Annotated in this window: 24 protein-coding genes and 1 tRNA gene; 16 read left to right on the top strand and 9 right to left on the bottom strand. The window is 64.9% G+C overall.

Annotated elements, in window-relative coordinates:
• Positions 1-24: 24 nt before the first annotated feature.
• On the bottom strand, positions 25-1,113 hold the full coding sequence (locus H5V43_RS05245; RefSeq protein ID WP_025549834.1) for a cysteine desulfurase family protein: 1,089 nt from the start codon (positions 1,111-1,113) through the stop codon (positions 25-27).
• Positions 1,110-2,156, bottom strand: coding sequence for a cysteine desulfurase family protein (locus tag H5V43_RS05240; protein WP_025549835.1), 1,047 nt, complete (start codon positions 2,154-2,156; stop codon positions 1,110-1,112). The genes H5V43_RS05245 and H5V43_RS05240 overlap by 4 nt, the downstream gene beginning before the upstream one ends.
• Before the next feature lie 147 nt (positions 2,157-2,303).
• On the opposite strand from H5V43_RS05240, the gene H5V43_RS05235 reads away from it, so the two are divergent.
• Together H5V43_RS05235 and H5V43_RS05230 are read left to right on the top strand one after the other, a co-directional pair.
• Positions 2,304-2,960: an alpha/beta hydrolase gene (locus tag H5V43_RS05235; RefSeq protein WP_013040443.1), complete on the top strand. Its 657-nt coding sequence runs from the start codon at positions 2,304-2,306 to the stop codon at positions 2,958-2,960.
• 162 nt (positions 2,961-3,122) lie between these two features.
• Positions 3,123-4,208 (top strand): HPP family protein, encoded by a 1,086-nt coding sequence (locus tag H5V43_RS05230; protein WP_025549836.1) that lies wholly within the window; start codon positions 3,123-3,125, stop codon positions 4,206-4,208.
• Here H5V43_RS05230 and H5V43_RS05225 read toward each other — a convergent pair.
• Positions 4,205-4,399 carry a hypothetical protein gene (locus H5V43_RS05225; RefSeq protein WP_025549837.1) on the bottom strand — a complete coding sequence of 65 codons (195 nt, stop codon included), beginning with the start codon at positions 4,397-4,399 and terminating at the stop codon, positions 4,205-4,207. The genes H5V43_RS05230 and H5V43_RS05225 overlap by 4 nt on opposite strands.
• Before the next feature lie 102 nt (positions 4,400-4,501).
• Here H5V43_RS05225 and rpiB point away from each other — a divergent pair, with 102 nt between their 5' ends.
• The 4 genes from rpiB (at position 4,502) to H5V43_RS05205 (ending at position 7,876) form a co-directional block, all read left to right on the top strand.
• Positions 4,502-4,939 carry a ribose 5-phosphate isomerase B gene (gene rpiB, locus H5V43_RS05220; RefSeq protein WP_025549838.1) on the top strand — a complete coding sequence of 146 codons (438 nt, stop codon included), beginning with the start codon at positions 4,502-4,504 and terminating at the stop codon, positions 4,937-4,939.
• A gap of 12 nt (positions 4,940-4,951) precedes the next feature.
• Entirely contained in the window at positions 4,952-6,271 is a 1,320-nt protein-coding gene (gene glyA, locus H5V43_RS05215; protein ID WP_099185793.1) for a serine hydroxymethyltransferase, read from the top strand.
• 6 nt (positions 6,272-6,277) lie between these two features.
• The gene (nrdR, locus tag H5V43_RS05210; RefSeq protein ID WP_013040447.1) at positions 6,278-6,739 is read left to right on the top strand and encodes a transcriptional regulator NrdR; all 462 of its coding nucleotides are present in this window, start codon (positions 6,278-6,280) and stop codon (positions 6,737-6,739) included.
• An 81-nt stretch (positions 6,740-6,820) separates the two neighbouring features.
• Positions 6,821-7,876, top strand: a complete 1,056-nt coding sequence (locus H5V43_RS05205; RefSeq protein ID WP_099185794.1) for a TrmJ/YjtD family RNA methyltransferase — start codon at positions 6,821-6,823, stop codon at positions 7,874-7,876.
• Between the two features lie 44 nt (positions 7,877-7,920).
• Here the strand turns inward: H5V43_RS05205 and H5V43_RS05200 are convergent, their stop codons facing one another.
• Entirely contained in the window at positions 7,921-8,217 is a 297-nt protein-coding gene (locus H5V43_RS05200; protein WP_025549840.1) for a chorismate mutase, read from the bottom strand.
• 182 nt (positions 8,218-8,399) lie between these two features.
• Between H5V43_RS05200 and rpsD the strand changes: the two genes are divergently transcribed.
• The 5 genes from rpsD (at position 8,400) to aguB (ending at position 13,798) form a co-directional block, all read left to right on the top strand.
• Complete coding sequence (gene rpsD, locus H5V43_RS05195) at positions 8,400-9,014, top strand: 30S ribosomal protein S4 (RefSeq protein WP_025549841.1); 615 nt, start codon at positions 8,400-8,402, stop codon at positions 9,012-9,014.
• Positions 9,015-9,149: 135 nt separating this feature from the next.
• The gene (locus tag H5V43_RS05190; RefSeq protein ID WP_025549842.1) at positions 9,150-10,796 is read left to right on the top strand and encodes a M28 family metallopeptidase; all 1,647 of its coding nucleotides are present in this window, start codon (positions 9,150-9,152) and stop codon (positions 10,794-10,796) included.
• A gap of 805 nt (positions 10,797-11,601) precedes the next feature.
• On the top strand, positions 11,602-12,585 hold the full coding sequence (locus tag H5V43_RS05185; RefSeq protein ID WP_099185796.1) for an agmatine deiminase family protein: 984 nt from the start codon (positions 11,602-11,604) through the stop codon (positions 12,583-12,585).
• Positions 12,586-12,594: 9 nt separating this feature from the next.
• Complete coding sequence (locus H5V43_RS05180) at positions 12,595-12,939, top strand: DUF3147 family protein (protein ID WP_025552289.1); 345 nt, start codon at positions 12,595-12,597, stop codon at positions 12,937-12,939.
• Positions 12,940-12,949: 10 nt separating this feature from the next.
• Positions 12,950-13,798 (top strand): N-carbamoylputrescine amidase, encoded by an 849-nt coding sequence (gene aguB / locus H5V43_RS05175; RefSeq protein ID WP_025552288.1) that lies wholly within the window; start codon positions 12,950-12,952, stop codon positions 13,796-13,798.
• A gap of 187 nt (positions 13,799-13,985) precedes the next feature.
• On the opposite strand, the gene H5V43_RS05170 is transcribed toward aguB, so the two are convergent.
• Positions 13,986-14,642, bottom strand: coding sequence for a uracil-DNA glycosylase (locus H5V43_RS05170; protein WP_025548131.1), 657 nt, complete (start codon positions 14,640-14,642; stop codon positions 13,986-13,988).
• Between the two features lie 23 nt (positions 14,643-14,665).
• On the opposite strand from H5V43_RS05170, the gene folK reads away from it, so the two are divergent.
• Together folK and H5V43_RS05160 are read left to right on the top strand one after the other, a co-directional pair.
• The gene (gene folK, locus H5V43_RS05165; protein ID WP_025548130.1) at positions 14,666-15,166 is read left to right on the top strand and encodes a 2-amino-4-hydroxy-6-hydroxymethyldihydropteridine diphosphokinase; all 501 of its coding nucleotides are present in this window, start codon (positions 14,666-14,668) and stop codon (positions 15,164-15,166) included.
• A gap of 45 nt (positions 15,167-15,211) precedes the next feature.
• A tRNA-Lys gene (locus H5V43_RS05160) sits at positions 15,212-15,287 on the top strand.
• A 319-nt stretch (positions 15,288-15,606) separates the two neighbouring features.
• Here H5V43_RS05160 and H5V43_RS05155 read toward each other — a convergent pair.
• The 4 genes from H5V43_RS05155 to H5V43_RS05140 are packed head-to-tail and all read right to left on the bottom strand — an operon-like array spanning position 15,607 to position 20,594.
• Positions 15,607-16,779, bottom strand: a complete 1,173-nt coding sequence (locus H5V43_RS05155; RefSeq protein ID WP_025548128.1) for an acetyl-CoA C-acetyltransferase — start codon at positions 16,777-16,779, stop codon at positions 15,607-15,609.
• 13 nt (positions 16,780-16,792) lie between these two features.
• The gene (gene npdG, locus H5V43_RS05150) at positions 16,793-17,458 is read right to left on the bottom strand and encodes an NADPH-dependent F420 reductase (protein WP_025548126.1); all 666 of its coding nucleotides are present in this window, start codon (positions 17,456-17,458) and stop codon (positions 16,793-16,795) included.
• Positions 17,448-19,841 carry a 5-amino-6-(D-ribitylamino)uracil--L-tyrosine 4-hydroxyphenyl transferase CofH gene (gene cofH, locus H5V43_RS05145; protein WP_244968681.1) on the bottom strand — a complete coding sequence of 798 codons (2,394 nt, stop codon included), beginning with the start codon at positions 19,839-19,841 and terminating at the stop codon, positions 17,448-17,450. Before cofH ends, npdG begins: the two co-directional genes overlap by 11 nt.
• A gap of 33 nt (positions 19,842-19,874) precedes the next feature.
• Positions 19,875-20,594, bottom strand: coding sequence for a TetR/AcrR family transcriptional regulator (locus H5V43_RS05140; RefSeq protein WP_025548123.1), 720 nt, complete (start codon positions 20,592-20,594; stop codon positions 19,875-19,877).
• Between the two features lie 109 nt (positions 20,595-20,703).
• Between H5V43_RS05140 and H5V43_RS05135 the strand changes: the two genes are divergently transcribed.
• The 3 genes from H5V43_RS05135 to H5V43_RS05125 are packed head-to-tail and all read left to right on the top strand — an operon-like array spanning position 20,704 to position 23,751.
• Positions 20,704-21,738 carry a phosphotransferase family protein gene (locus H5V43_RS05135; RefSeq protein ID WP_025548121.1) on the top strand — a complete coding sequence of 345 codons (1,035 nt, stop codon included), beginning with the start codon at positions 20,704-20,706 and terminating at the stop codon, positions 21,736-21,738.
• A 22-nt stretch (positions 21,739-21,760) separates the two neighbouring features.
• Complete coding sequence (locus H5V43_RS05130; RefSeq protein ID WP_025548120.1) at positions 21,761-22,501, top strand: SDR family NAD(P)-dependent oxidoreductase; 741 nt, start codon at positions 21,761-21,763, stop codon at positions 22,499-22,501.
• Positions 22,502-22,524: 23 nt separating this feature from the next.
• On the top strand, positions 22,525-23,751 hold the full coding sequence (locus H5V43_RS05125; RefSeq protein WP_025548118.1) for an acyl-CoA dehydrogenase family protein: 1,227 nt from the start codon (positions 22,525-22,527) through the stop codon (positions 23,749-23,751).
• Positions 23,752-23,753 lie beyond the last annotated feature (2 nt).

The raw sequence follows: 23,753 nt of genomic DNA, 5'->3' as shown, positions 1-23,753 counted from the left end.
TCTTCCGCTCTTTCGCACGACGCTTCATGGCGCCCATATTTGGGCTGCCCTGTTCACTGCCTCCGCCGCATCCCCCAATTCGGCCAGTGTCGTGTACCGGCCGAAGCCGATCCGCACCGATCCGCGCGCCTCCGCGTCTGAAAGGCCGAGTGCGCGCAGCACATGGCTAGGCCGCCCGGACCCACTTGCGCAAGCGCTGCCGAGCGAAAAAGCGACATCGCGGCATTCCGACAACAACCGCGCGCCGTCGACTCCTGCCCTTCGGAGGTTCAGATTGCCATGATAGCGCAAATCCTCGCTGCCGTTGACCGTCCATTGGGAGAAGAGGCCATGGGCGGCGCTCCAGAGCGCTTCCACATGCAGGCGGTCGCTTTCCGCGCGTTCGCGCATCAGCCGGGCGGCGGCCCCGAAACCCGCGCACAGAGCCGGCGAAAGGGTGCCCGAACGCAGGCCGCCCTCCTGGCCGCCGCCGTGGATGATCGGCGTGAGAGTCACGTCCTCGCGCAGCCAGAGCGCCCCGATGCCTTTCGGCCCATGGATCTTGTGGGCGCTGATCGCGATCATGTCGCAGCGGGGCGCGATGGGCACGCGGCCATAGCCCTGCACGGCGTCGCAGAGGAACAGCGCGCCTGCGCTGTGCGCAAGGTCGGCCAGCTCCGCAACAGGCTGGATGACGCCGATCTCGTTATTGACCAGCATGGCCGCGACGAGCGCCGTGCCGGGACGGATCGCCCTGGCGGCTTCTTCAAGGTCGACGATCCCGTCGGGACCGACCGGCAGGATCGTGACGTCCCGACCCGTCCGGCGCAGCGCGTCGACCGTGTCGAGGACGGCGGCATGTTCGGTGGCGATGGTGACGATGCCGCCCGGCGGAGCGCCCTGGATCGCCATGTTGAGCGCCTCGGTCGCGCCGGAGGTGAAGATCAGGCGGCCGCCATCGGGCAGCAGCTTCAGGATTTCCGCGCGGGCAAGATCGACCTGCGCGGTGGCGGCGCGGCCCAGCCTGTGGGCACTGTGCGGATTGGCGAACTGGTCGCGGAGCAGGGGGACCATCGCATCGAAGGCTTCGGGCGCGAGAGGCGTCGTCGCCTGATAATCGAGATAGATCGTCACCGGGCCCGCCCCGCCATCCGGGTCCAGGCCGCGGCGAAGCGATCCAGATCCTTCTCGCTCGTATCCGGGCCGAAGCTGACCCGGACGACTTCGCCCGCCCGCGCATCGTCCCAGCCCATGGCATGGAGGACATGGCTGGTCTTGAGCGAACCCGAAGAACAGGCGCTGCCGGCGGAAACGGAAATGCCGGCGAGGTCGAACTGGATAAGCTGGGCGCGGGCGGAAAGGCCGGGCATGCGATAGCTGGCGATGGTCGGGATGCGCGGGGCATTGCGGGCGACGATCTCTCCGCCGGCCGCTTCGATGGCGGCGTCGAGCCGCGCGCGAAGGATCGCGGCTTTGGAAAGCCAGTCCGTGCGCGCGTCGAGCGCCGCCGCCATGGCGAGGATGGCGGGCAGGTTTTCGGTGCCGGGGCGATAGCCCTGCTCCTGACCGCCGCTCGGGCGGATCAGCGCAAGATCCTTGATCAGAAGCGCGCCCGTGCCCGGAGGACCGCCGAATTTATGCGCGCTGATCGCGATCATGTCGGCATCCGGGAGGGGGAGTTTGCCTGCACTCTGGGCGCAGTCCGCGAAAAGGACGGCACCCTTGCGGTCTATCGCGTCGAGAGGCTGGATGACCCCGGTTTCGTTGTTGACATGCTGGATGGCAAGGATGGTCTCATGCCCCTCCTCCTCGCAAAGGGGGGAAGGACCAAGGAGAAGGCCATTTGCGTCCACCTGAAGCCGCTCGGCCTGGGGCGTGACGCGCAGGACCGAATCATGTTCGACGGGAGAGGTCAGGATGCGGTCAAAGCTGGCGCGGCCCAGCGCGATGGCGATGGCTTCGCTCGCGCCGGAGGTGAAGATGATCTGCCCGCCCCATCCCAGCGCCGCGCCGATGCGCCGCCGGGCATCCTCCAGCAGGGCGCGGGCGGCGCGGCCGTCGCCATGGGGGCTGGACGGGTTGGACCAGTTCTCCATCGCCTCGACCATCGCTGCCCTTGCCTGGGGCAGGATCGGCGTGGTGGCGGCGTGATCCAGATAGAGACGGTCGGAAGCCACGGATTTGGGAAGACTCATTGATTGCGGAAATGGTGGCGACTTCTATATAGGCGGTCTGTCGCGCAGCGCCAGCACTGGCTGCTGCGCCCTCTCCATTCGCGGCTCGCCCGGTTTCGGGTTGGGCCGCCCAGAACCATAACAGGTGCCATGCCCGACGTTATTTTCCCCGGACCCGAAGGTCGCCTCGAAGGCCGCTTCAGCCCGCCGCCCCGCCCCCGCGCGCCCGTCGCGATGATCCTGCATCCGCACCCGCAGGGCGGCGGCACGATGAACGACCGCATCACCCAGGCGCTCTACAAGACCTTCGTGCGGCGCGGCTTCGCCACCTTGCGCTTCAACTTCCGGGGCGTCGGGCGCAGCCAGGGCACGTTCGACAACGGCATTGGCGAACTGTCGGATGCCGCCGCTGCGCTCGACTGGGTGCAGAGCTTCCATCCGGAGGCGCAGACAACCTGGATCGCCGGCTTCTCCTTCGGTGCGTGGATCGGCATGCAGCTTTTGATGCGCCGTCCGGAAATCCGGGGCTTCATCTCGGTGGCGCCGCCGGCGAACATGTATGACTTCTCCTTCCTGGCGCCCTGCCCCTCCTCCGGCATCATCGTGCAGGGGACGGCGGACGAGGTCGTGACGGCAAGCGCCGTGCAGAAGCTGGTGGACAAGCTGCGCACGCAGAAGGGCATCACCATCCACCATGACGAAATCCGTGGCGCGAACCATTTTTTCGAGCATGAACTGGACCAGCTTATGAAGTCGGTCGACAATTATCTCGACATGCGCCTGTCGCCGGATTCTCCGATCCGATAAGGCGATTGCCGCTGTTCGAGGTGGAGGGGCTGCTGCGGCGGCCCCTTTTCTTTTTGGCCCATCGTACATGGTCCTCCGGCAAGGGAATGGAAGCTGCGGTTGAGGCGGCTGAGGAATTTTGCGCTTGGCCCGTCGGCATGCGGGCTTTAGCGGCAGCGCCCCATGACCGATCCGAAGAACGACGTCCGCCTGATCTGGAGCCGCTATTACAGCGCCTTCGTCCCCGCTCCCGCCGGTCCCGGCTTCCTGGACCGGCTGAAGGCGGCGAGCGGCGCCATTGGCGGCATCGCCGTTACCGGGCTGCTCTGCGGACTGATGCTGGGAAACGGGATCGCCCATCCACTGCTGGTCGCCCCCATGGGCGCATCGGCAGTGCTGCTTTTTGCCGTGCCCGCCAGTCCACTGGCCCAGCCCTGGCCGGTATTGGGCGGCAATATCATATCGGCACTGGTCGGAGTCATGGTGGTCCGGCTGATCCCCGATCCCACCATCGCCGCCGCGCTGGCGGTAGGCTGCGCGATCGGCGCCATGTCGGTGCTGCGCTGCCTCCACCCGCCCGGAGGCGCCGTCGCCCTCTCCGCCGTACTGGGCGCGACGCATGGCGCGCCGAGCTATATGTTCGCGATCGTGCCTGTCGGCGTGAACACGGCGCTGCTCGTGACCGTCGCAATCCTCTTCCACCGGCTGGCCGGGCACAGCTATCCCCATGTCGCGGCCAAGGCGGCGACCACCCATGGCACCAGCGACCCCGCGCCGATCCTGCGCACGCCGTCCGAACAGGACGTGGAGGAAGCGCTGAACGCCTATGGCGACAGGCTGGACGTGAATGCGGCCGACTTGCAGGCGGTGCTGCACGATGCGGAAATGCGGGCGGCCGAGCGGGCGCATGGCAGGCTGACGTGCGGCGAGATCATGTCGCGCGATGTCGTCACCGTGCGGGCGGGCCAGCCGGTGGCCGCGGCGCGGCAATTGCTGCACGATCGGCGGCTGCTGTCGCTTCCCGTGCTGGACGATGCCGGCCGTGTTCAAGGCGTGGTGGGCCCGCTGGATCTGGCGAGAGAAGGCGGGCGGGTGCAGGACATCGCGTCCGAGCCCTATATCGTGCATGCGGATACGCCCGTGGCGGCTCTGCTGCGGCCATTGACCAGCGGTGCCCGGCGCGAGGCGATCGTGGTCGATGACGATCGGCGGCTATGCGGCCTAGTTACCCAGACCGACCTGCTGACGGCGATGGCCTTTCGGGCCTAGCGGGCGTTTTCCAGCACCGGCAGGTCCGGCCCGGGAATCGCGGAGATGGCGACATTGCCGAACATCACCAGTCCGGCGAGGATCATCAGCGTGCCCCGTTTACGGTCGCCCTTCTTCACGATGGCGTAGGCGCCGCCGCCGGTCAGCGCCATGCCTGCGAGCATCAATATGGATAAAATCGTGCCAGCCATGAAGCAGGCCATAGGTCGGCCGGTGGACTGTGGCAATATCGCGGCGCTGCCCCTATGAGGCGCGGGAACGAATCACCTTTTGCGTGAGTGGACAACCTTATCGTGAAAATCGCCATCGCTTCCGACCATGCCGCCGTCGATCTGAAGGCGGAACTTGCCGACTGGCTGCGCGGCGAAGGGCATGAGGTCGACGATCTGGGTCCAGCGACTGCCGACCGCGTGGATTATCCCGATTTCGGTTACAAGCTGGCGAAGGCGGTGGCGTCCGGCGCCGCCGAACGCGGCATTGCGCTCTGCGGATCGGGCATCGGCATTTCCATCGCCGTGAACCGCAACCCCGCCTGCCGCTGCGCTCTGGTGTCGGAGCCGTTGTCGGCCGCGCTCAGCCGCGAGCATAATGATGCCAATGTCCTCGCCATGGGCGCGCGCCTGACCGGCGTCGACATGGCCAAGGCCTGCGTCTCCGCCTTCCTTTCCACCGATTTCGGCGGTGGCCGCCATGCCGGCCGCGTTGAAAAGCTCTCCCATCCCGCGCTTTAAGGAGCCTGCCCTATGAGCACCGCTACCCTCACCCAGCCCGACCTGTCGGACATCCGCTCCGAAGGCTATTTCACGCGCAGCCTGGCCGATGCCGATCCGGCGGTGTTCGCGGGCGTCACCAGGGAATTGAAGCGCGAGCAGAACCAGATCGAGCTGATCGCTTCGGAAAATATCGTATCCAGGGCGGTGCTGGAGGCGCAGGGTTCGGTCTTCACCAACAAATATGCCGAAGGCTATCCCGGCAAGCGCTATTATCAGGGCTGCGCCCCGTCGGACGAGGTCGAGCAGCTGGCCATCGACCGCGCGAAGGAAATCTTCAACTGTGGCTTCGTCAATGTGCAGCCCCATTCGGGCGCGCAGGCGAACGGCGCGGTGATGCTGGCGCTGACCAAGCCGGGCGACACCATCATGGGCCTGTCGCTCGATGCAGGCGGTCACCTGACCCATGGCGCGAAGCCCGCGCTGTCGGGCAAATGGTACAATGCCGTGCAATATGGCGTGCGCGAGGATACGCACCTCATCGATTATGACGCGCTGGAGGCGCAGGCGATCGAAGCAAAGCCCACGCTGATCATCGCGGGCGGTTCGGCCTATCCCCGCCACCTCGACTTCGCCCGCTTCCGCGCGATCGCGGACAAGGTCGGCGCGCTGCTGATGGTGGACATGGCGCATTTTGCCGGACTGGTGGCTGGCGGGGCGCATCCGACGCCATTTGGCCATGCCCATGTCGTGACCACCACCACGCACAAGACCCTGCGCGGTCCGCGTGGCGGCATGATCCTGACCGATGACGAGGCCATTGCGAAGAAGATCAATTCGGCGGTGTTCCCCGGCCTTCAGGGCGGGCCGCTGATGCATGTGATCGCGGCGAAGGCGGTTGCCTTCGGCGAGGCGCTGCGTCCTGAATTCAGGACTTATGCGCAGGCGATCGTCACCAATGCAAAGGCGCTGGCTTCGAAGCTGGAGCAGCGCGGCCTTGCGGTCGTTTCCGGCGGCACCGACACGCATCTCGCCCTGATCGACCTGCGCCCCTACGGCATTTCGGGCAAGGATGCGGACGAGGCGCTGGAACGCAGCTTCATCACCTGCAACAAGAATGGCGTGCCGGGCGATCCGCTGCCGCCGACCAAGACCAGCGGTATTCGGGTTGGTTCCCCTGCGGGAACGACGCGCGGGTTCGGCGTTGCGGAGTTCGAGGCCATTGGCGACATGATCGCGGACGTTCTGGAGGGGCTGCGCGATCATGGCGAGCATGGCGACGCAGCCGTGGAAGCCAATGTGCGCGACCGCGTCTTCGCCCTCTGCGCCCGTTTCCCGATCTACGAAGGGTAAGCGCCCTTGCGTTGCCCCTTCTGCGCCCATGACGACAGCCAGGTGAAGGACAGCCGCCCGACGGAGGATGGCGCCGCCATCCGCCGCCGGCGTCAGTGCGAAGCCTGCGGCGCGCGCTTCACCACCTTCGAACGGATACAGCTCCGCGACATCTGGGTGGTGAAGAGCGAGGGACGCAAGGAAGCCTTCGACCGGGACAAGCTGGCGCGCTCCATCGGCATCGCCTGCCGGAAGCGGCCGATCGATCCCAGTCGGCTGGAGAAGCTGATCTCCGGCATCCAGCGGCAGTTGGAGACGTCAGGCGACGGCGAAGTTCCAGCGCGGGCGATTGGGGAAATGGTGATGGAAGGGCTGAAACGCCTCGACAGCGTTGCCTATATCCGCTTCGCCAGCGTGTACAAGGACTTCACCGATGCTCGGGATTTCGAGGATTTCGCCTCCACGGTGAAGGAGGTCGGGAGTGATTGAGGGCTCTCATGCCTCCCTCAACCTCCGTTCGTCCTGAGTAGCCATTGAGCCTGTCGAAATGGCGTATCGAAGGACCTTGCCATGACATTCCACGCCTATATGCTGCGCTGTTCGGACGGCAGCTATTATCTGGGGCACGCGGATAATCTGGAAAGCCGCATCGCTCAGCATCAAGCTGGCGAAATTGCAGGATATACGCAGAACCGACGGCCAGTGTCTCTGGTCTGGCAACAGGATTTCGGAACTCGCGAAGAAGCACTGTCCGCTGAGCAGCAGGTCAAAGGCTGGTCGCGGAAGAAAAAGGAAGCGCTGATCGCTGGCGACTGGGACATGATCAGTCTGCTCGCGCGCAAGTCCTTCGATACGGGGCTTCGACAAGCTCAGCCCCTACTCAGGACGAACGGTAACATGGAAAAAATTACGCCCCTCACGCCCGTTATCGTGCTCGTCCGCCCGCAACTTGGCGAGAATATCGGCAAGGCGGCGCGGGCCATGCTGAATTTCGGCCTGACCGAGATGCGGCTGGTGTCGCCCCGCGACGGCTGGCCCAATCCGGATGCCGGGCCGTCTGCGGCCGGCGCCGATGTGGTGCTGGACAAGGCGGAAGTGTTCGAATCGCTGGCCGACGCCGTGGCCGATTGCGCGCATGTCTATGCGACGACCGTGCGCAAGCGCGGCGTGACCAAGCCGGTGGTGACGCCCGAAGAGGCGGCGCGGGAGGTCCACGCCGTTGCCGGGCGCTCCGCCTATGTGTTCGGGCCGGAGCGGTCGGGACTGGAGACAGAGGATGTGGCGCTGGCGCGGAAAATCTTGACGGTGCCGATCAATCCGGAATTCGGATCGCTCAATCTGGCGCAGGCGGTGATCCTGTGCGCCTATGAATGGTCGAAGCAGTCCTCCCTGGAGCAGCCGACGGTGGTCGATCTGGGCGAACCGGCGCCGCAGTCGGAACTGGAAGGAATGATCGCGCAGTTCGAGAATCTGCTGGAAGGCGCAGGCTATTTCTTCCCGCCGGACCGTGCGCCCGCAACCAAGCGGACCTTGCGGAACCTGCTGACCAAGCCGGGCTGGAACCATCTGGAGGTGCGGACTTTGCGCGGAGTGTTGTCCGCATTGGGCAATCCACGGTCGCGCTGAAGGCTGAGCGCAGCCCGTTCCTGCCAAGGCAGGCGCAGGTCACATCAAGCGTTTCGTCGATCGAACTCAGTCATCTCATACGCGATCGAGGCTTCGACCAACTGATCCCACAGCTTCGCGATCGCCTCCCCGGGCAAGCCCAGCCGTTCCGCTTCGGCGCGTGCATTTGCAATGACTTCCGCCTTGCGCGTTTCGTCACGGACCGCGCCACGCTCCGGCTTGATGCGGGCGGCGGCGCGCATATGGGCGAAACGCTGGGCGAGAAGGGCGACAAGCTGGCGGTCGAGTTCGTCCACGCCTGCGCGGACTTCGGCCATGGTCGTGTAGCTTTCGGGGTTCATGGCCCGCTCACCTAAGCCGGGAACACCGGCCTGTCGAGGGTTGACATGCCCCCCGCCCTTCGTCATAGGCGCCGCTTCGCGATTGGCTCCGCATCCCGGTGAAGCGGTGGCCCTGCCCCTGAAATATGGATCGCAGGCGATACCGGGGACAACGTTATAAGCAATTGTCTTAGGAATATATCATGTCGAAGCGTTCAAGCGCCAAGTACAAACTCGACCGCCGCATGGGCGAGAACATCTGGGGCCGCCCGAAGAGCCCGGTCAACAAGCGTGAATATGGCCCCGGCCAGCATGGCCAGCGCCGCAAGGGCAAGATGTCCGACTATGGCATTCAGCTCCGCGCCAAGCAGAAGCTGAAGGGCTATTATGGCGACGTCACCGAAAAGCAGTTCAAGAAGGCCTATATCGAAGCCGCCCGTCTGAAGGGCGACACCGGCCAGAACCTGATCGGCCTGCTGGAGCGCCGCCTTGACGCCGTCGTCTATCGCGCCAAGTTCGCTCCGACCATCTGGTCGGCCCGTCAGCTCGTGTCGCATGGCCACATCTATGTGAACGGCGTGAAGTGCAACATTGCGTCGCGTCTGGTGAAGCCGGGCGATGAGATCACGCTGGGCAAGAAGGCACAGGAAATGGCGCTCGTCCTGGAGGCTCAGGGCCTGCCCGAGCGCGACATTCCCGACTATGTCGTCGCGGACGGCGCTGCCAAGGTCACCTATGTCCGCGTGCCGACGCTGGATGAAGTGCCCTATCCGGTGAAGATGGAACCCAATCTGGTCGTCGAATTCTATTCGCGCTGATCCGGTTTCGCTTCCGGCGAGACATTCAGGAAGGCGGTCCTTCGGGGCCGCCTTTTTTGTTTGTCCGCTCGGCTTGTTTGACGGCAGGCCAACTGGCATCAATGGAGCATTCGCAGTCTTTTCAAAGGCCTTGCCATGCGCGTGCTTTTCCTGACCTCTCTCATCGCCCTTGCCAGCGGGGGCGCGGCGATTGCCGCTTCGACCGACGGCGGTCCTTCGATCGATACGATGAAGGAGGTCGTGAAGGAGATTTCCTCGGACGCCTATGAAGGACGCGCGCCCGGAACGGCGGGGGAGGAGAAGACCCTTGCCTATCTGGTGCAGCGTTTCGAGGCGCTGGGGCTGAAGCCCGGCAACAAGGGAAGCTGGTTCCAGGACGTGCCGCTGGTCGAGATCGACGCGAAGAATGTGTCGCCGCTCCGCTTCACCGGCGGCAAGACGGCGGTTTCGGCCAGTTACGGTCCTGAGATGGTGATCGCCACCTACCGCACCGGCCAGCCGCATATCGAGGTGAAGGACAGTCCGGTCGTCTTTGTCGGCTATGGCATCCACGCGCCGGAGAAAAAGTGGAACGACTATGCCGGCGTCGATGTGAAGGGCAAGACGGTCCTCATCCTGGTGAACGATCCGGATTACCAGACGCCCACGCTCCGCGGCCCGTTCAACGGGCGGGCAATGACCTATTATGGCCGCTGGACCTACAAGTTCGAGGAAGCGGCGCGGCAGGGCGCGGCGGCGGCGATCATCGTGCACGACACGGTGCCGGCCGCCTATGGCTGGAACGTCGTGCAGTCGAGCTGGACCGGCGCGCAACATGTCGCGGACAGCGCCAATGGCAATGCGGACCAGTCGGCGGCCATCGGCTGGATGCAGAAGGACAAGGCCGCGGCGCTGGTGGCGAGTGCGGGCCTCAATCTCGACGCGCTGACGGCGGCGGCGAAGAAGCGCGGGTTCAAGGCGGTCCCGCTGAAGGGCGTGAAGGCCAGCGTCTCCTTCGACAACGCCATTCGCAGGCATAGTTCGAAGAATGTCGTCGCCCTCCTTCCCGGCAGGACGCGGCCTGACGAATATGTGCTCTATGCCGCGCATTGGGACCATCTGGGCCATTGCGAGGCGGCCCCAGACGGCGACGACATCTGCAACGGCGCGATCGACAATGCCACGGGAACGGCGGCGCTGGTCGCGCTGGCGGAGGCGAATGTGAAAGCTGGGGCGACGGATCGCAGCCAGGTCTTTCTCGCGGTGACGGCGGAGGAGTCGGGCCTGCTGGGATCGGCCTATTATGGCAACCATCCCGTCTTTCCGCTCAGCCAGACCGTGGGCGGCGTCAACATGGACGCACTCAGCATGGCGGGCCCTGCGAAGAATGTCGTGGTGATCGGCAAGGGCAAGTCGCAGCTTGACGCCTATCTCGACCGCGCGCTGGCGGCGCAGAAGCGGGTCGCCAGCCTGGAGCCGACGCCGGAGAAAGGCTTTTACTACCGCTCAGACCATTTCAGCTTCGCCAAGCATGGCGTGCCGATGCTCTATTTCGAAGGGGGGCAGGATCTGGTGAAGGGCGGGCCCGCCGCGGGCGCAAAGGCGGCCAAGGACTATGAAGAGCATCGCTATCACGGCCCCAAGGATGAATATGATCCCAAATGGGACTGGAGTGGAGTGAAGGCCGACCTGAAGCTCTATTATGATGTAGGGCGGGCGCTGGCGAACACGACCGACTGGCCCAATTGGATGCCGGGCGACGAGTTCCGGGCGATCCGCGACAGGAGCCGGGCGACGAAATGACGGATTTCCGCCATTTCGAGCAAAATCCTGCGCCGAAGTTCACACCATATGCGCGCGCGTGCCTGCGCGCGCGTAGGCGTGGCGAAGCGATTGGCAGGACGTTTCAAAGAGCGGTGCGGAGATAGGCCGGGCGGCGCGGAATAGGACAGACCTGAATTGCCTTCATCTAGAAATAGGATGCTTTTGGAAGCACCTGTTGCCGATTGGACACGCACCGCGTGAGGTGTCCCGTTTGGGGTGGAGGCGACCAGAAATTGCCGCTCAAACGGTTTGCCCTATAGCTCAAAAGCCGACACAGTTTACCGATGATAAAAGTTCCGAGCCTGATAGACCGGTTCCCAACGGTGTCGTTGATGTGCGGTCTTCTATTATTCGCGGGAGGCGGCGTCACCGCCTACTATTCCATCTTGGCAGTAGGGGTGAGCGATGGTCCCGGCCTGATCACTGCACGCTTGATGCTCGCGGGCTGCATGATTTTTTACCGGGTGTATTATTTCCAGTTTGGCGCTCGACTTTGACTTTGATCCACCGCCTATAGTGCTTCGGTTGAAATTGGCCAATACAAGACATTCCCCTCCCGTAAACGAGAGGGGTTAGGGGTGGGCGCGGGCGTAGCGAGCTTCTGACTTAGCCGTTGCAAAACAGCGCTGATGTCGCGCCAGCCCACCCCCTAACCCCCTCCCGCCTGCGGGAGGGGGAATGTCCGCCACCCACCCAAATCGGTCAACCGTCATAATGCCTCTGGAATGCGCAACCCGATCCTGTAGAGGGCGCTGAGGACACCCCTCGATCAGGAGCCAAGCCCATGACTTTCCGTATGCCCGCCGAATGGGCGCCGCACGAGTGGACATGGATCGGCTTTCCGACCGCTGCCGAGGAGTGGCCCGGCGCGTTCGAAGATGCGCGGCGGCAGATCGCGCAGTTCGCGAGCGCGCTGCATGCCGGCGGCAAGGGCGAGGAGGTGCGGCTGGTCTGCGCCAGCGAGGGCGATGCGGACGTCGCCCGGGCGCTGGTGGCGCCGGGAGTCACCATCCTCGTGCAGAAGCTGGGCGATGTCTGGCTGCGCGATACGGCGCCGATCGCGGTGATGCGGGGCAGGGAAAGGGCGCTGGTGGATTTCGGCTTCAACGGCTGGGGCGGCAAATATCGGATGCCGGGCGACGAGGACATAGGCGCGCGGCTGGCGGCGACGACGGGACTGCCGACATCGACCCAGAACTGGGTGTTCGAAGGGGGAGCGGTCGACACCGACGGCACCGGCCTGTTCGTGACGACGGAGCAATGCCTGCTCAATCCCAATCGCAACCCCGAACTGGACCGGGGGAAGATCGAAACATTGCTGGCGGGATCGCTGGGGCTTTCCGACATGTTGTGGCTGGGCGATGGCCTGCTCAACGATCATACGGACGGGCATGTCGACAATCTGGCCCGCTTCGTGGCGCCGGGCGTTCTGGCGCTGCCGGAGGCGAGCACGGACGATGATCCCAATGCGGCCGTCTATGCCGACGCGCGGGAGCGGGCCAGGGCGTTCGGGGTCGAGGTCGCGTCCGTCCCCTCCCCCGGCCGCGTGGTCGTGGATGGAGAGGTCATTCCGGCGAGCTACATGAATTTCGCCATCGGGAATGCCGCCGTCATCGTGCCCGTCTATGGCCAGCCCAATGATCAGGCGGCTCTGGATGCGCTCAAGCCCTTCTTCCCCGGCCGGGAGATCGTCGGGCTGCGCAGCGACGCGATCCTGTCTGGCGGCGGCAGCTTCCATTGTTGCAGCCAGCAGATGCCGTCCGCCTGAATGAGCGCGATGCTGGCGTTGCGGGCGCTGATCTCCGGGATCATCATCGCCATCGTGTCGGTGGTGTCGCGGCGGTATCCGGGGCTGGGCGCGCTGATCGCGTCATTGCCGCTGATTTCGGTGCTGGGAATGATCTGGCTGTGGAACGACAGGCCGGATGCGGAGAACATGGCGCGCCATGCGGAGGCGACATTCTATTATGTCATCCCCTCCCTGCCCATGTTCCTGCTGATCCCCATATTGTTGCGCCGTGGGGTTTCCTTCGCGCCGGCGCTGATCGCGGGTTGCGCGGTCACGATCCTGCTCTATCTCCTCACCGTCGCCATTGCCGCCCGCATGGGCATTCGTCTCTAGGGTGTTATCGATGACCAAAGTTACCGTCGCCGCGCTCCAGCTCGCCTTTTCCGACGATCGGGCGGACAATATCGAAATGGTCGCCGGCCATGTGGTGAAGGCGGCGGCGCGCGGCGCGAAGATCGTCCTGCCGCCCGAGCTGTTCGAGGGCCCCTATTTCTGCAAGGTCGAGGAGGAGGAGCTCTTCGCCAACGCCCTGCCCGTGGACGAGCATCCCGCCGTGCAGGAAATGCGCAAGGTGGCGAAGGCCGAGGGCGTCTATATCCCGACCAGCTTCTTCGAGCGCGACGGCCATCATCATTACAACTCGCTCGCCATGATCGACGATGAGGGCGAGATCATGGGCGTCTATCGCAAGAGCCACATTCCCGATGGGCCGGGATATGAGGAGAAATATTATTTCCGCCCCGGCAATAGCGGGTTCAAGGTGTGGAAGACGAAATATGGCACCATCGGCGTCGGCATATGCTGGGACCAATGGTATCCGGAAACGGCGCGGGTGATGGCGCTGATGGGCGCGGAGATGCTCTTCTATCCGACCGCCATCGGGTCCGAGCCCTATGACGCGGACCTCGACACCAGCCGCATGTGGCGCCGGGCGATGATCGGCCATGCCGTCAGCAACTGCATGCCCGTGATTGCCGCCAACCGCATCGGCGAGGAGGACGGCCAGAAATTCTACGGCCACAGCTTCATCACCGATGAGTGGGGCGATTTCGCCGCTGATGCCGACGGCAAGGACAATGGCGCGCTGGTGGCGACGCTGGATTTGGATCAGGCGAGGATGCACCGGGCGGGCATGGGCTTCTTCCGCGACCGGCGGCCGGAGCTTTATGCACGGATCGCGCAGGACATCTAGAGCAGATTCCGATCCGATTGCATCGGCTCGACTGCTCTAAGTTTTTGTTTTGTCGCGTTTTCCGAGTCAGCAGATGATTCCATCTGCTTGGAAAACGCTCTAGAGCGCGCGACCTGCGATTTGGCGCAGCGCGCTTCAGGCTGGTGTTCAGTCCGAAAGCTGCAGGCGCGACCAGCCTGTGCGCCGGCTAAAGCGTCGCCAGTTCCACCGCCCTCTCGAACACCGCTTCGAACATCCCGGCGGTGAGCCGGCCGGTGCTCTGATTGTAGCGCGAGCAGTGATAGCTATCGATGACGATCTGGCCGCTGGGCATGCGATGCTCCGCCAGATGGGCGAAGCGCGCCATGGGAAGCTTGCCGCCCAGCACCTTCACCGCCGACTGATGCGCGATCTGGCCCAGCGCGACGAAGACCTGCGCATGGGGCAAGGCGGCGACCGCAGGCTTCAGGAAGGCGCGGCAATTGTGGATCTCCTCCGGCAGCGGCTTGTTCTGCGGCGGCAGGCATTTGACCGCGTTGAGGATGATGACGTTGCGCAGCATGAGCCCGTCGTCGGGCCGCGCTTCATAGACGCCCTGGGTCAGGCCGAATTTGGCGAGCGTGGCGAACAGCAGATCGCCCGCATAATCCCCGGTGAAGGGCCGGCCCGTGCGGTTCGCGCCCGTCTTGCCCGGCGCAAGGCCGACGATCGCGATTCGGCCCAGCGGATCACCGAAAACCGGAACCGGCGCATTCCACCAGCCGGGATGTTCCGCGCGATTCTGCTCACGAAAAGCGGCCAGACGCGGGCAGAGCGGACAATCATGCGGCGCTTCGCCGTGCGGGATAGGACTTTGCAGCGTCATGGCTACCGGATAGGCGCTGTCCGATGGTCAAGACAAGCACCCGTCATGTTTACGCCCTTGCCCTGGGATCGAACCGGCCGCTGTCGGCGCGGATGACCCCGGCATGCCTGTTGAGCGGCGCGGTTCGCCTGATCGCGGAACTGGGCCCGGTTCTCAGCGTCGCTCCCGTCATGCAGACCCGGCCTATCGGGCCGTCGCGGCGCATCTTCGTCAATGGCGCGGTGCTGATGGAGAGTTCCCTGCCGCCCGAAGAGATGCTTTCCGGCTTGCAGGCGATAGAGCGCGCTCTGGGCCGCCAGCGGTTCAGGCGCTGGGGGCCGAGGCGGCTGGACATCGACATCATCCTGTGGTCCGGGGGTCGCTGGAACAGCCGCTCGCTGCGCATTCCGCACCCGGCTTTTTGCGAGCGGGACTTCGTACTGACGCCGCTGCTTGCCATTGCTCCGGGCTGGCGCGACCCCGTGTCCCGACTTTCGATCCGCCATTTGCATTTCCGCCTGCGAAAAGCGGTTTCTGGAGGTTGACCAGCCGCATCGCCGCCTCTAGTGCGTGCGGACCTCAGGACATGAGGGCCCTTAGCTCAGTCGGTAGAGCAACTGACTTTTAATCAGTAGGTCGCTGGTTCGAATCCAGCAGGGCTCACCACCGCCTCTGTGGGGATCGCCGCTTCAATCCGGCGTCACTCGACCGCCTTGATCACGAGTGCGGCGAAGCACCATATTTCGATTGAAACCAACAGACCGAACAAAATGCCGAACATGGCATCAGGCTTCAGAGCGTCGTCCATCTGCCCTCTCCATTTCTTTCTGGAAGATGAACGGCTTAACCGTGCGTCTGGTTCCCGGAGCGTTTCGACGCACGGCCTCGGTTCACCGCATTGGCGATCATCGCCATGCGGGGCCTTTCTCTCGCGGTTCAGCATTTTGGGTGGGGGAGGGCGTCCGCACTCCGTCGTGCCCCCTCGTCAGAGCCTTTCCACTATGGTTACATTGGCCATGCCGCCTGCTTCGCACATGGTTTGCAGCCCATAGCGGGCGCGCCGGTCGTGGAGGGCGCTGACCAGCGTCGCCATCAGCTTTGCGCCCGATCCGCCCAGCGGATGGCCAAGCGCGATCGCGCCGCCATGGACATTGAGCCGGGCGGGATCGGCGTCCAGCACTTGCGTCCAGGCGAGCGGCACCGGGGCGAAGGCTTCGTTGACCTCATAGAGATCGATGTCGGAAAGCTTCATCCCCGCCCGGGCAAGCGCCTTTTCGGTCGCGGGAATGGGCGCTTCCAGCATGATGACGGGATCGTGGCCGAGCACCGTCATCTGGTGCACGCGGGCCAGCGGCGTCAGGCCGTGCGCCTTGAGGCCGCGTTCGTTCACCACCAGCAGCGCGGCGGCGCCGTCGCAGATCTGGCTGGCGCTGGCGGCGGAGATCACGCCGCCTTCGGCCAGCAGCTTGACGCTGGCGATCCTGTCCAGGCTGGCGTCGAAGCGTATGCCTTCGTCGACCTTGTGGACGACCGTTTCGCCTTCCGGGGTGACGACTTCGAGGGGAATGATCTCTGCATCGAACTTGCCCGCCTGCGTCGCGACGGCAGCGCGGCGATGGCTTTCGAGCGAATAGGCGTCCAGCACATCGCGGGTCAGGCCATATTTCTTCGCCAGCATCTCCGCGCCGCCGAACTGGCTGAAGGGCTGGTTCGGGTAGCGCGCCTCGATGCCGGGGCTGCGATAGGAGCCGAAGCCATGCTTGGCGGGAAGCGTCCAGGGCAGGCCCATGGGCACGCGGGTCATGCTTTCAACGCCGGCGGCGATCACCACATCCTGCACGCCGGACATCACCGTCGCGGCGGCGAAGTGCAGCGCCTGTTGCGAGGAGCCGCATTGGCGGTCGACATGGGTGCCGGGGACGGATTCGGGGAGGCCTGACGCAAGGACGGCGTTGCGGGCGATGTTCGCGCCCTGCTCGCCGCCGGGGCAGGCGCAGCCCATGATGACATCTTCCACGCCGGCGGGGTCGATGCCGGATCGTTCGACAAGGCCTGCGAGGACCTTGCCGGCGAGATCGGCGGGGTGGACGGCGGCGAGGCGGCCGCCCCGCTTGCCGCCGGCGCTGCGGGCGACGGCGGCGATATAGGCTTCAGCCATATTCTTTCTCCTGTCAGACGCCGGTGATGCGGATGCCGGAGCCGGGGACTTTATATTTGCGGTTGAGGGCGATCAGGACGGAGGTCAGCCCCTCCGCCACGACCGAATTGCAGAGCGGGCCTGCATTCCAGGCGCGCAGGCCGATTTCCTGCGCCAGCGCGACCACCGTGTCGGCGGCTTCGCTGTCGTCGGCGCAGACCAGGACGTCGCATTCGATTTCCTCGTCCAGCCTGGTCAGGTGATGGGCGCTGATATTCTGGAAGGCGGAGACGACGCGGACTCCTTCGCCCAGCATTTTCTGGACGGCTTCGACGGCGGAGCCGCCCTCGGGCAGTTGCACGCGGCTGACTTTCGGCGGGACCAGAGGCACGGTCACGTCGATCAATATCTTGCCCGCCAGCGCCGGTTCGACGTCCTTCACCGTCGATTGCTGCGCAGCATAGGGAACCGCGAGGACGACGATGTCGGCCTGCGCGGCGGCGTCCGGGTTGGCGGCGCCGGTGACGGCGCCCTCGCCCAGAACTTCGTTCATCTGGGCAGCGGCTTCCTGCGCGCGCTCGGCGGTACGGCTGCCGATGATGACCTTGTGGCCCTTATGCGCCCAGCGGAGCGCGAGGCCGCCGCCTTCCTTGCCGGTGCCGCCGAGGACGGCGATGCTCGCCAGAGCTTCATTCTGCATAGGCTATACTCTCCTGTTCTTTTTGACGCCTGCGCGGAGGCGTGAGAATCATGGGCGTGAGTTCCGCGGCATCCATGCCGCGGTCGTGAATATGCTGCGCGACCGCGCCATAGGCGGTGCTGCGCTGGCGCGGGGTGCGGCCGAGCGAGCGGATCAGCGCCTCCATTGCGGCGGGCGGCATTTCCTGGCCATGCTGCGTTCCTGCTGCGCGGGAGATGCTCTCGTTCATCAGCGTGCCGCCCAGATCGTTTGCGCCGGAGGTGAGGCAGGCCTTCACCCCCTCCTCGCCCAGCTTGACCCAGCTTGTCTGGATCGAGCGGATATGCGGGTGCAGCGCGAGGCGGGCGACGGCGTGCATCAGCCGGACTTCGCGGAAGGTCGGGCCGTGGCGCGCCTCGCCGCGCAGGCCCATGGGCGCTTCCATGTGGACGAAGGGCAGCGGCACGAATTCGGTGAAGCCGCCGCTGCGGCGTTGCAGGTCGCGGATGCGGATCAGATGGCGCGCCCAGTGGCGGGGCGTGTCGACATGGCCGAACATGATGGTGGCTGTGGTGCGGAAACCGACTTTGTGCGCGGTTTCGATGACGTCCAGCCATTGATCGGTGTTGAGCTTGTCGGGGCAGATGATGGCGCGGACCTCATCGTCCAATATCTCCGCGGCCGTGCCGGGAAGCGTATCGAGACCCGCTTCCTTGAGGCGGATGAGGAATTGTTCGACCGTCAGGCCCAATGTCGCCGCGCCTTGCGATACCTCCAGAGGCGAGAAGGCGTGGATGTGCATTTCCGGCACGGCGGCGCGGACGGCTTTGGCGAGATTGATGTAGGTCTCGCCGGTATAATGGGGGTGGATGCCGCCTTGCAGGCAGACTTCCGTGCCCCCGCGATCCCATGCCTCCCGTGTGCGGCGGACGACTTCCTCAAGGTCCAGATCATAGGGCTTGCCGCGCAGTTGCTCCGCCTTGTCGCCCTTGGAGAAGGCGCAGAAGCTGCATTTATAAAGGCAGATATTGGTATAGTTGATGTTGCGGTTGACGACATAGGTGACGGCGTCGCCCATCACCTGTTCGCGCAAGGCGTCAGCGCTGTCGCAAATATGTTCGAGATCGGTTTCGCGGGCGGAGAAGAGAGTCGCGATCTCCTCCTCTTCCAGCAGCGCGCCAGTCATGGCGCGGTCGACGATGGCGGCGATCCTGGGATCGACCGGCAGGGTCGAGGGGCGCGTGATGCGGGGCTCCAGCGCTATGCCGGGCGACCATCTGTCCTCGCGAGCGAAGCCCTCCGCATCGGCATGGGCGAGAATATGGCGCACCATCGCCTTGTCCTGCCAGTGCGCATTGTCCTGCGCATAGGCGGGATAGACCGGCAGGCGGGCCACGAGCATCCGCCCCTCCCCTTCGGTCGCCATGCGCAGGCGTTCGACTTCGGGCCAGGGCGCTTCGGGGTTCACATGGTCGGGCGTGACCGGCGAGACCCCGCCCCAATCGTTGATCCCCGCCGACAGCAGGCGCGGGAAATCGGCGGCCGACAGGTTCGGCGGCGCCTGGATGTTCATATCCGGCCCCAGGATCAGGCGGGCGGCGGCGATGGTCCAGAGCAGTTCGTCCATGTCCGGTTCGGGCGCATGGGCCATCACCGTGCGTTCCTTGGCGCGGAAATTCTGGACGATGACTTCCTGGATATGGCCGTAGCGCTGGTGGAGGTCGCGGATCGCGTCCAGCGCTTCGATCCGCTCCGCGCGGGTTTCACCGATGCCGATCAATATGCCGGTGGTGAAGGGAATGTGCAGTTCGCCCGCCAGCCGGATCGTCTCCAGCCGCGCCGCCGGTTCCTTGTCGGGCGAGCGGTAATGCGCGCCGCCTTTCCGGCAGAGGCGGTCGGAAACGGACTCCAGCATCAGGCCTTGCGACACGGATACGCTGCGGAGCGCAGCCATTTCCTCGCGGGTCATCACCCCGGCATTGATATGCGGCAGCAGGCCGGTTTCATCCCGCACCAGCGCGGCCATTTCGATGAGATAGGAAATGGTGGTCGCATGGCCCAGCCGCGCCAGTTCTGCGCGGGCGGCGGCGAAGCGCAACTCCGGCTTGTCGCCCAGCGTGAACAGCGCCTCGGTGCAGCCCGCCGCCTTGCCCGCGCGGGCGACGGCCAGCACTTGATCGCGGGTCATATAGGCGTTCTCGCCGGGCCGGGGCGGCTGCGAGAAGGTGCAATAATGGCAGAGATTGCGGCAAAGCTGGGTCAGCGGAATGAAGACCTTGCGCGACCAGCTCTGCACCCGGCCATGGCCCCAATCGCGCATCGCCGAAGCGGCGGCGAGCAGGTCGGCCAAGGGCATGTCCAGCAATGCCGCCGCCTGTCCGCTCATTCCGTCCCTGCCTGTCATCATCCTCTCCATCATCTTGTCCTTGCGCCCTTCTCAGCCGACCGGCCCCGGCGGCTCCGGGATCGCGGCCCCTGCTCCACCGATCCGTGCCAGCATGTCCTTCGGAAGATCGGCCGGCGCGTCCAGCAGGGCGACCAGCGACTGCATGAAATGTTCGAGGCTGGATTCGCTGCCCCACATGGGATGCGCGCGGCTGCGGTCGGCCAGGGCGCGCTGCCGCGCGGAAAGCACGGCGCTGATATAGGCGCCCATGAAGACGAAGCGCTGATTCTGAAGCGCGGGCGGCAGATGGGGCATCAGTCGGCGCAGATGGTCGAGACAGCGGCCATAGGCGCGGTTCCATGCCGGATCGATCGCGTCCAGCATCATGTCCCTGTGCGTCATGGCGAAGATTACGATGAACTGGACATAATGATCGTCCGACAGGCCCAGCACTGGCTCTATCAGGATGTTCACCACCTGCCGGATGGTGCGGGGGCCGCCCTGCTCCTCCAGCAAGTCCAGCGCAGCATTGCGTTCGCGATCCAGCGCCACCGCGCCGTCCATGACGATGGCGCGGACCAAGGCTTCCTTCGAGCCGAAATAATAGCCGACCGCGCCGTGATTCTTCTGCCCCGCCGCCGCTGCGATCTCCCGCACGGTGACGCCGTCGACACCCCGTTCCGCGAACAGGCGCAACGCGACTTTCTTGATCTGCCCGGCAGCGGCGCTGCGAGCGGCATCATCGGCCCTGGCAAGTTGAAGTCTGACCATGTGTGCATTTTTCTCATTGCCAAGTGCGTTCGTCAAGTGCATTATCCAATTGATCTAATCGACGGTCGAACAGTCGAGAAAAGCGAGGGATGCCCTAGTGAAATCGTCCGTGGAATCAGCATCGGGACCGACGGTCGACATCGAGTCGCTGGCGGCGTGGATGACGGACCGGGGACTTGGCTCCGGCCCGCTGACCGACGTGACGCCGCTCGCGGGAGGGACACAGAATATCCTGCTTCGCTTCAGCCGCGACGGGCGCGACTATGTGTTCCGCCGCCCCCCTGCGCATCCCCGCCCGAACAGCAATGAGACGATGCGGCGGGAGGCGCGGCTGCTGCGCGCTTTGGCCGGGACGAACGTGCCGCATCCGGGGCTGATCGCGGATTGCGGCGATGAGAGCGTGATGGGCGTCGCCTTTTACCTGATGGAGCCGGTGGACGGTTTCAATCCGGTCGGGCAATTGCCGGAACCGCATGCCGGTTCCCCCGCGATGCGCCATGCCATGGGGCTGGCGCTGGTGGACGGCATCGCGGCGCTGGGCGCGCAGGATCATCAGGCGCTGGGATTGAGCGATTTCGGAAAGCCGGAGAATTTCCTCGGGCGGCAGGTGGATCGCTGGCGGTCGCAACTTGCGGGCTATGGCGAGTTTGACGGGTGGACGGGGCCGCAAGCGCTGCCTTCGGTCGGCGCGGTCGGGGACTGGCTGGAGCGGCATAGGCCGGACCGGTTCACGCCCGGCATCATGCATGGCGACTATCATCTGGCCAATGTGATGTATCGCAAGGATGGGCCGGAACTGGCGGCGATCATCGACTGGGAACTGGCGACCATTGGCGATCCGCTGCTGGACCTGGGTTGGGTGCTGGCCACTTGGCCGGACGGGAAGTCGGAAAGCACCGTATCGGTCAGGCCGTGGGACGGTTTTCCGAGCGCCGGGGAACTGGTGACGCGCTATGCCGAAGGGTCGGCGCGCGATCTGTCTGCGGTCGACTGGTATCATGTGCTGGCCTGCTACAAGCTCGGCATATTGCTGGAGGGCACCCATGCCCGCGCCTGCGCCGGGAAGGCGCCACGCGAGACCGGCGACAGGCTGCACGGCCGGGCCATTCATCTTTTCGAACGCGCTGAGGCGCTGATCCGCTGACATGCATGAAAGGGCAATTCCTTTGACCAACGAACTCGACTTCACCGGGAAGACGGTGCTGGTGGTCGGCGGATCGAGCGGCATCGGCAACGGCATGGCGCAGGCCTTCCGCCAGCGGGGCGCGCAGGTCCATGTCTGGGGCACGCGGGCGAGCGCGGCGGACTACGCGGGCGAGGAAGGGTCGGACCTTGAAGGCGTCGGCTATACGCAGGTCGACGTCAGCGATGCGGCGGCGATTGCGGCGACGCCGGTGCCTTTCGACAGGCTGGACGTGCTGATCCATTCGCAGGGCACGGTCCTCTACCGGCGGCAGGAATTTGAGGTCGAGGGCTGGAACAAGGTAATGGCGGTCAATCTCGACTCCATCCTGCATATTTCCAACCTCTGCCGGGAGGCGCTGGCCGCCGCCAAAGGGACGATCATCGTCGTCAGCTCCATCGGCGCGTTCAAGGCGACGTTCGGCAATCCGGCCTATGCGGCGTCGAAGGCGGGCGCGGTCAATCTGGTGCGGGCGCTGGCGATTGCCTGGGCGGGCGACGGCATCCGCGTCAACGGCATCGCGCCCAGCCTGGTCGACACCAAGATGACCAAGGTGACGATGGACAATGACGAGCGGCGGAAGCGCGCCCTGGCCCGGATACCCATGGGCCGCTTTGGATCGGTGGAGGAAATGGCGGGGGTGGCGCTTTTCCTCGCCTCCCCCCTTGCCGGTTATATTTGCGGGCAGACGCTGGTCGTGGACGGCGGCCTCACCCTCACCTGAATTTATCCGAGAAGGATCGAGCGATGGATTTCGAATATTCCGACAAGGTGAAGGCGCTGCGGGAGCGGCTCATCGATTTCATGGACGCCCATGTCTATCCGATCGAGAAGGAGCGCGACCATTTCCACCATGACCCCGCGAACCTCTGGAAGCGCTGGCCGGGGACGGAGGAGATCAAGGCGAAGGCGAAGGAAGCGGGCCTGTGGAACCTGTTCCTGCCGCATGAATATGGCGAATGGAGCCCCGGCCTCACCAATCTGGAATATGCGCCGCTGGCCGAGATCATGGGCCGGGTGATCGGGTCTTCGGAATATTTCAACTGCTCCGCGCCGGACACGGGCAATATGGAGGTGTTGGCGCGCTATGGCACGCCGGAGCAGCAGGAGAAGTGGCTGAAGCCGCTGCTGGATGGCACGATCCGCTCCTCCTATGTGATGACGGAGCCGGAGGTCGCTTCCTCGGATGCCACCAATGTCGCCACCACCATCATCGCGGACGGCGACGATTATGTCATCAATGGCCGCAAATGGTGGATTTCGGGGGCGCTCGATCCCCATACGAAGATATTCATCCTGCTGGGCAAGACGCCCAATGACGGGCCGCGCCACAGGCAGCATTCGCAGATACTGATCCCGGCCGGCACGCCCGGCATAGAGATCGTCCGTCCGCTCGACGTCATGAATGCCGTTCATTCACCGAGCGGCCATGCGGAGATGGTCTTCAAGGATGTGCGCGTGCCCAAGGCCAATCTGATCCTGGGCGAAGGGCGCGGGTTCGAGATCGCGCAGGGTCGCCTGGGGCCGGGGCGCATCCATCATTGCATGCGCCTGATCGGGCAGGCGCAGCGGGCGCTGGAATATATGGCGCGCCGGGTGGAAAACCGCGTCGCCTTCGGGCGGAAGCTGGCCGATCAGGGCAGCATCCGGCAGGACATCGCCCTCTCCTTCTGCGAGATCGAGCAGGCGCGGTTGCTGACGTTGAAGGCCGCCGATGCGATGGACCGCTATGGCAACAAGGTCGCCAAGGACCTGATCGCCGCGATCAAGATCGTCGCGCCGCGCATGACCCAGACGGTGGCGGATCGCGCGATGCAGGTGTTCGGCGGCATCGGCATTTCCAGCGATTTCCCGCCCGCCGCCGCCTTCATGAATGCACGCTACCTGCGCTTCGCGGACGGCCCGGACGAGGTGCATATGGCGCAGCTTGGCAAGCTCAAGATCGCTGAACTGAACGAACTGCCGGTGCGCTGAAG

It is taken from the genome of Sphingobium fuliginis (genome assembly GCF_015074805.1).
Taxonomy (GTDB): Bacteria; Pseudomonadota; Alphaproteobacteria; order Sphingomonadales; family Sphingomonadaceae; genus Sphingobium; species Sphingobium fuliginis.
Note: the sequence above shows the minus strand (reverse complement) of the source record. Positions and strands in the feature narration are given on the sequence as shown.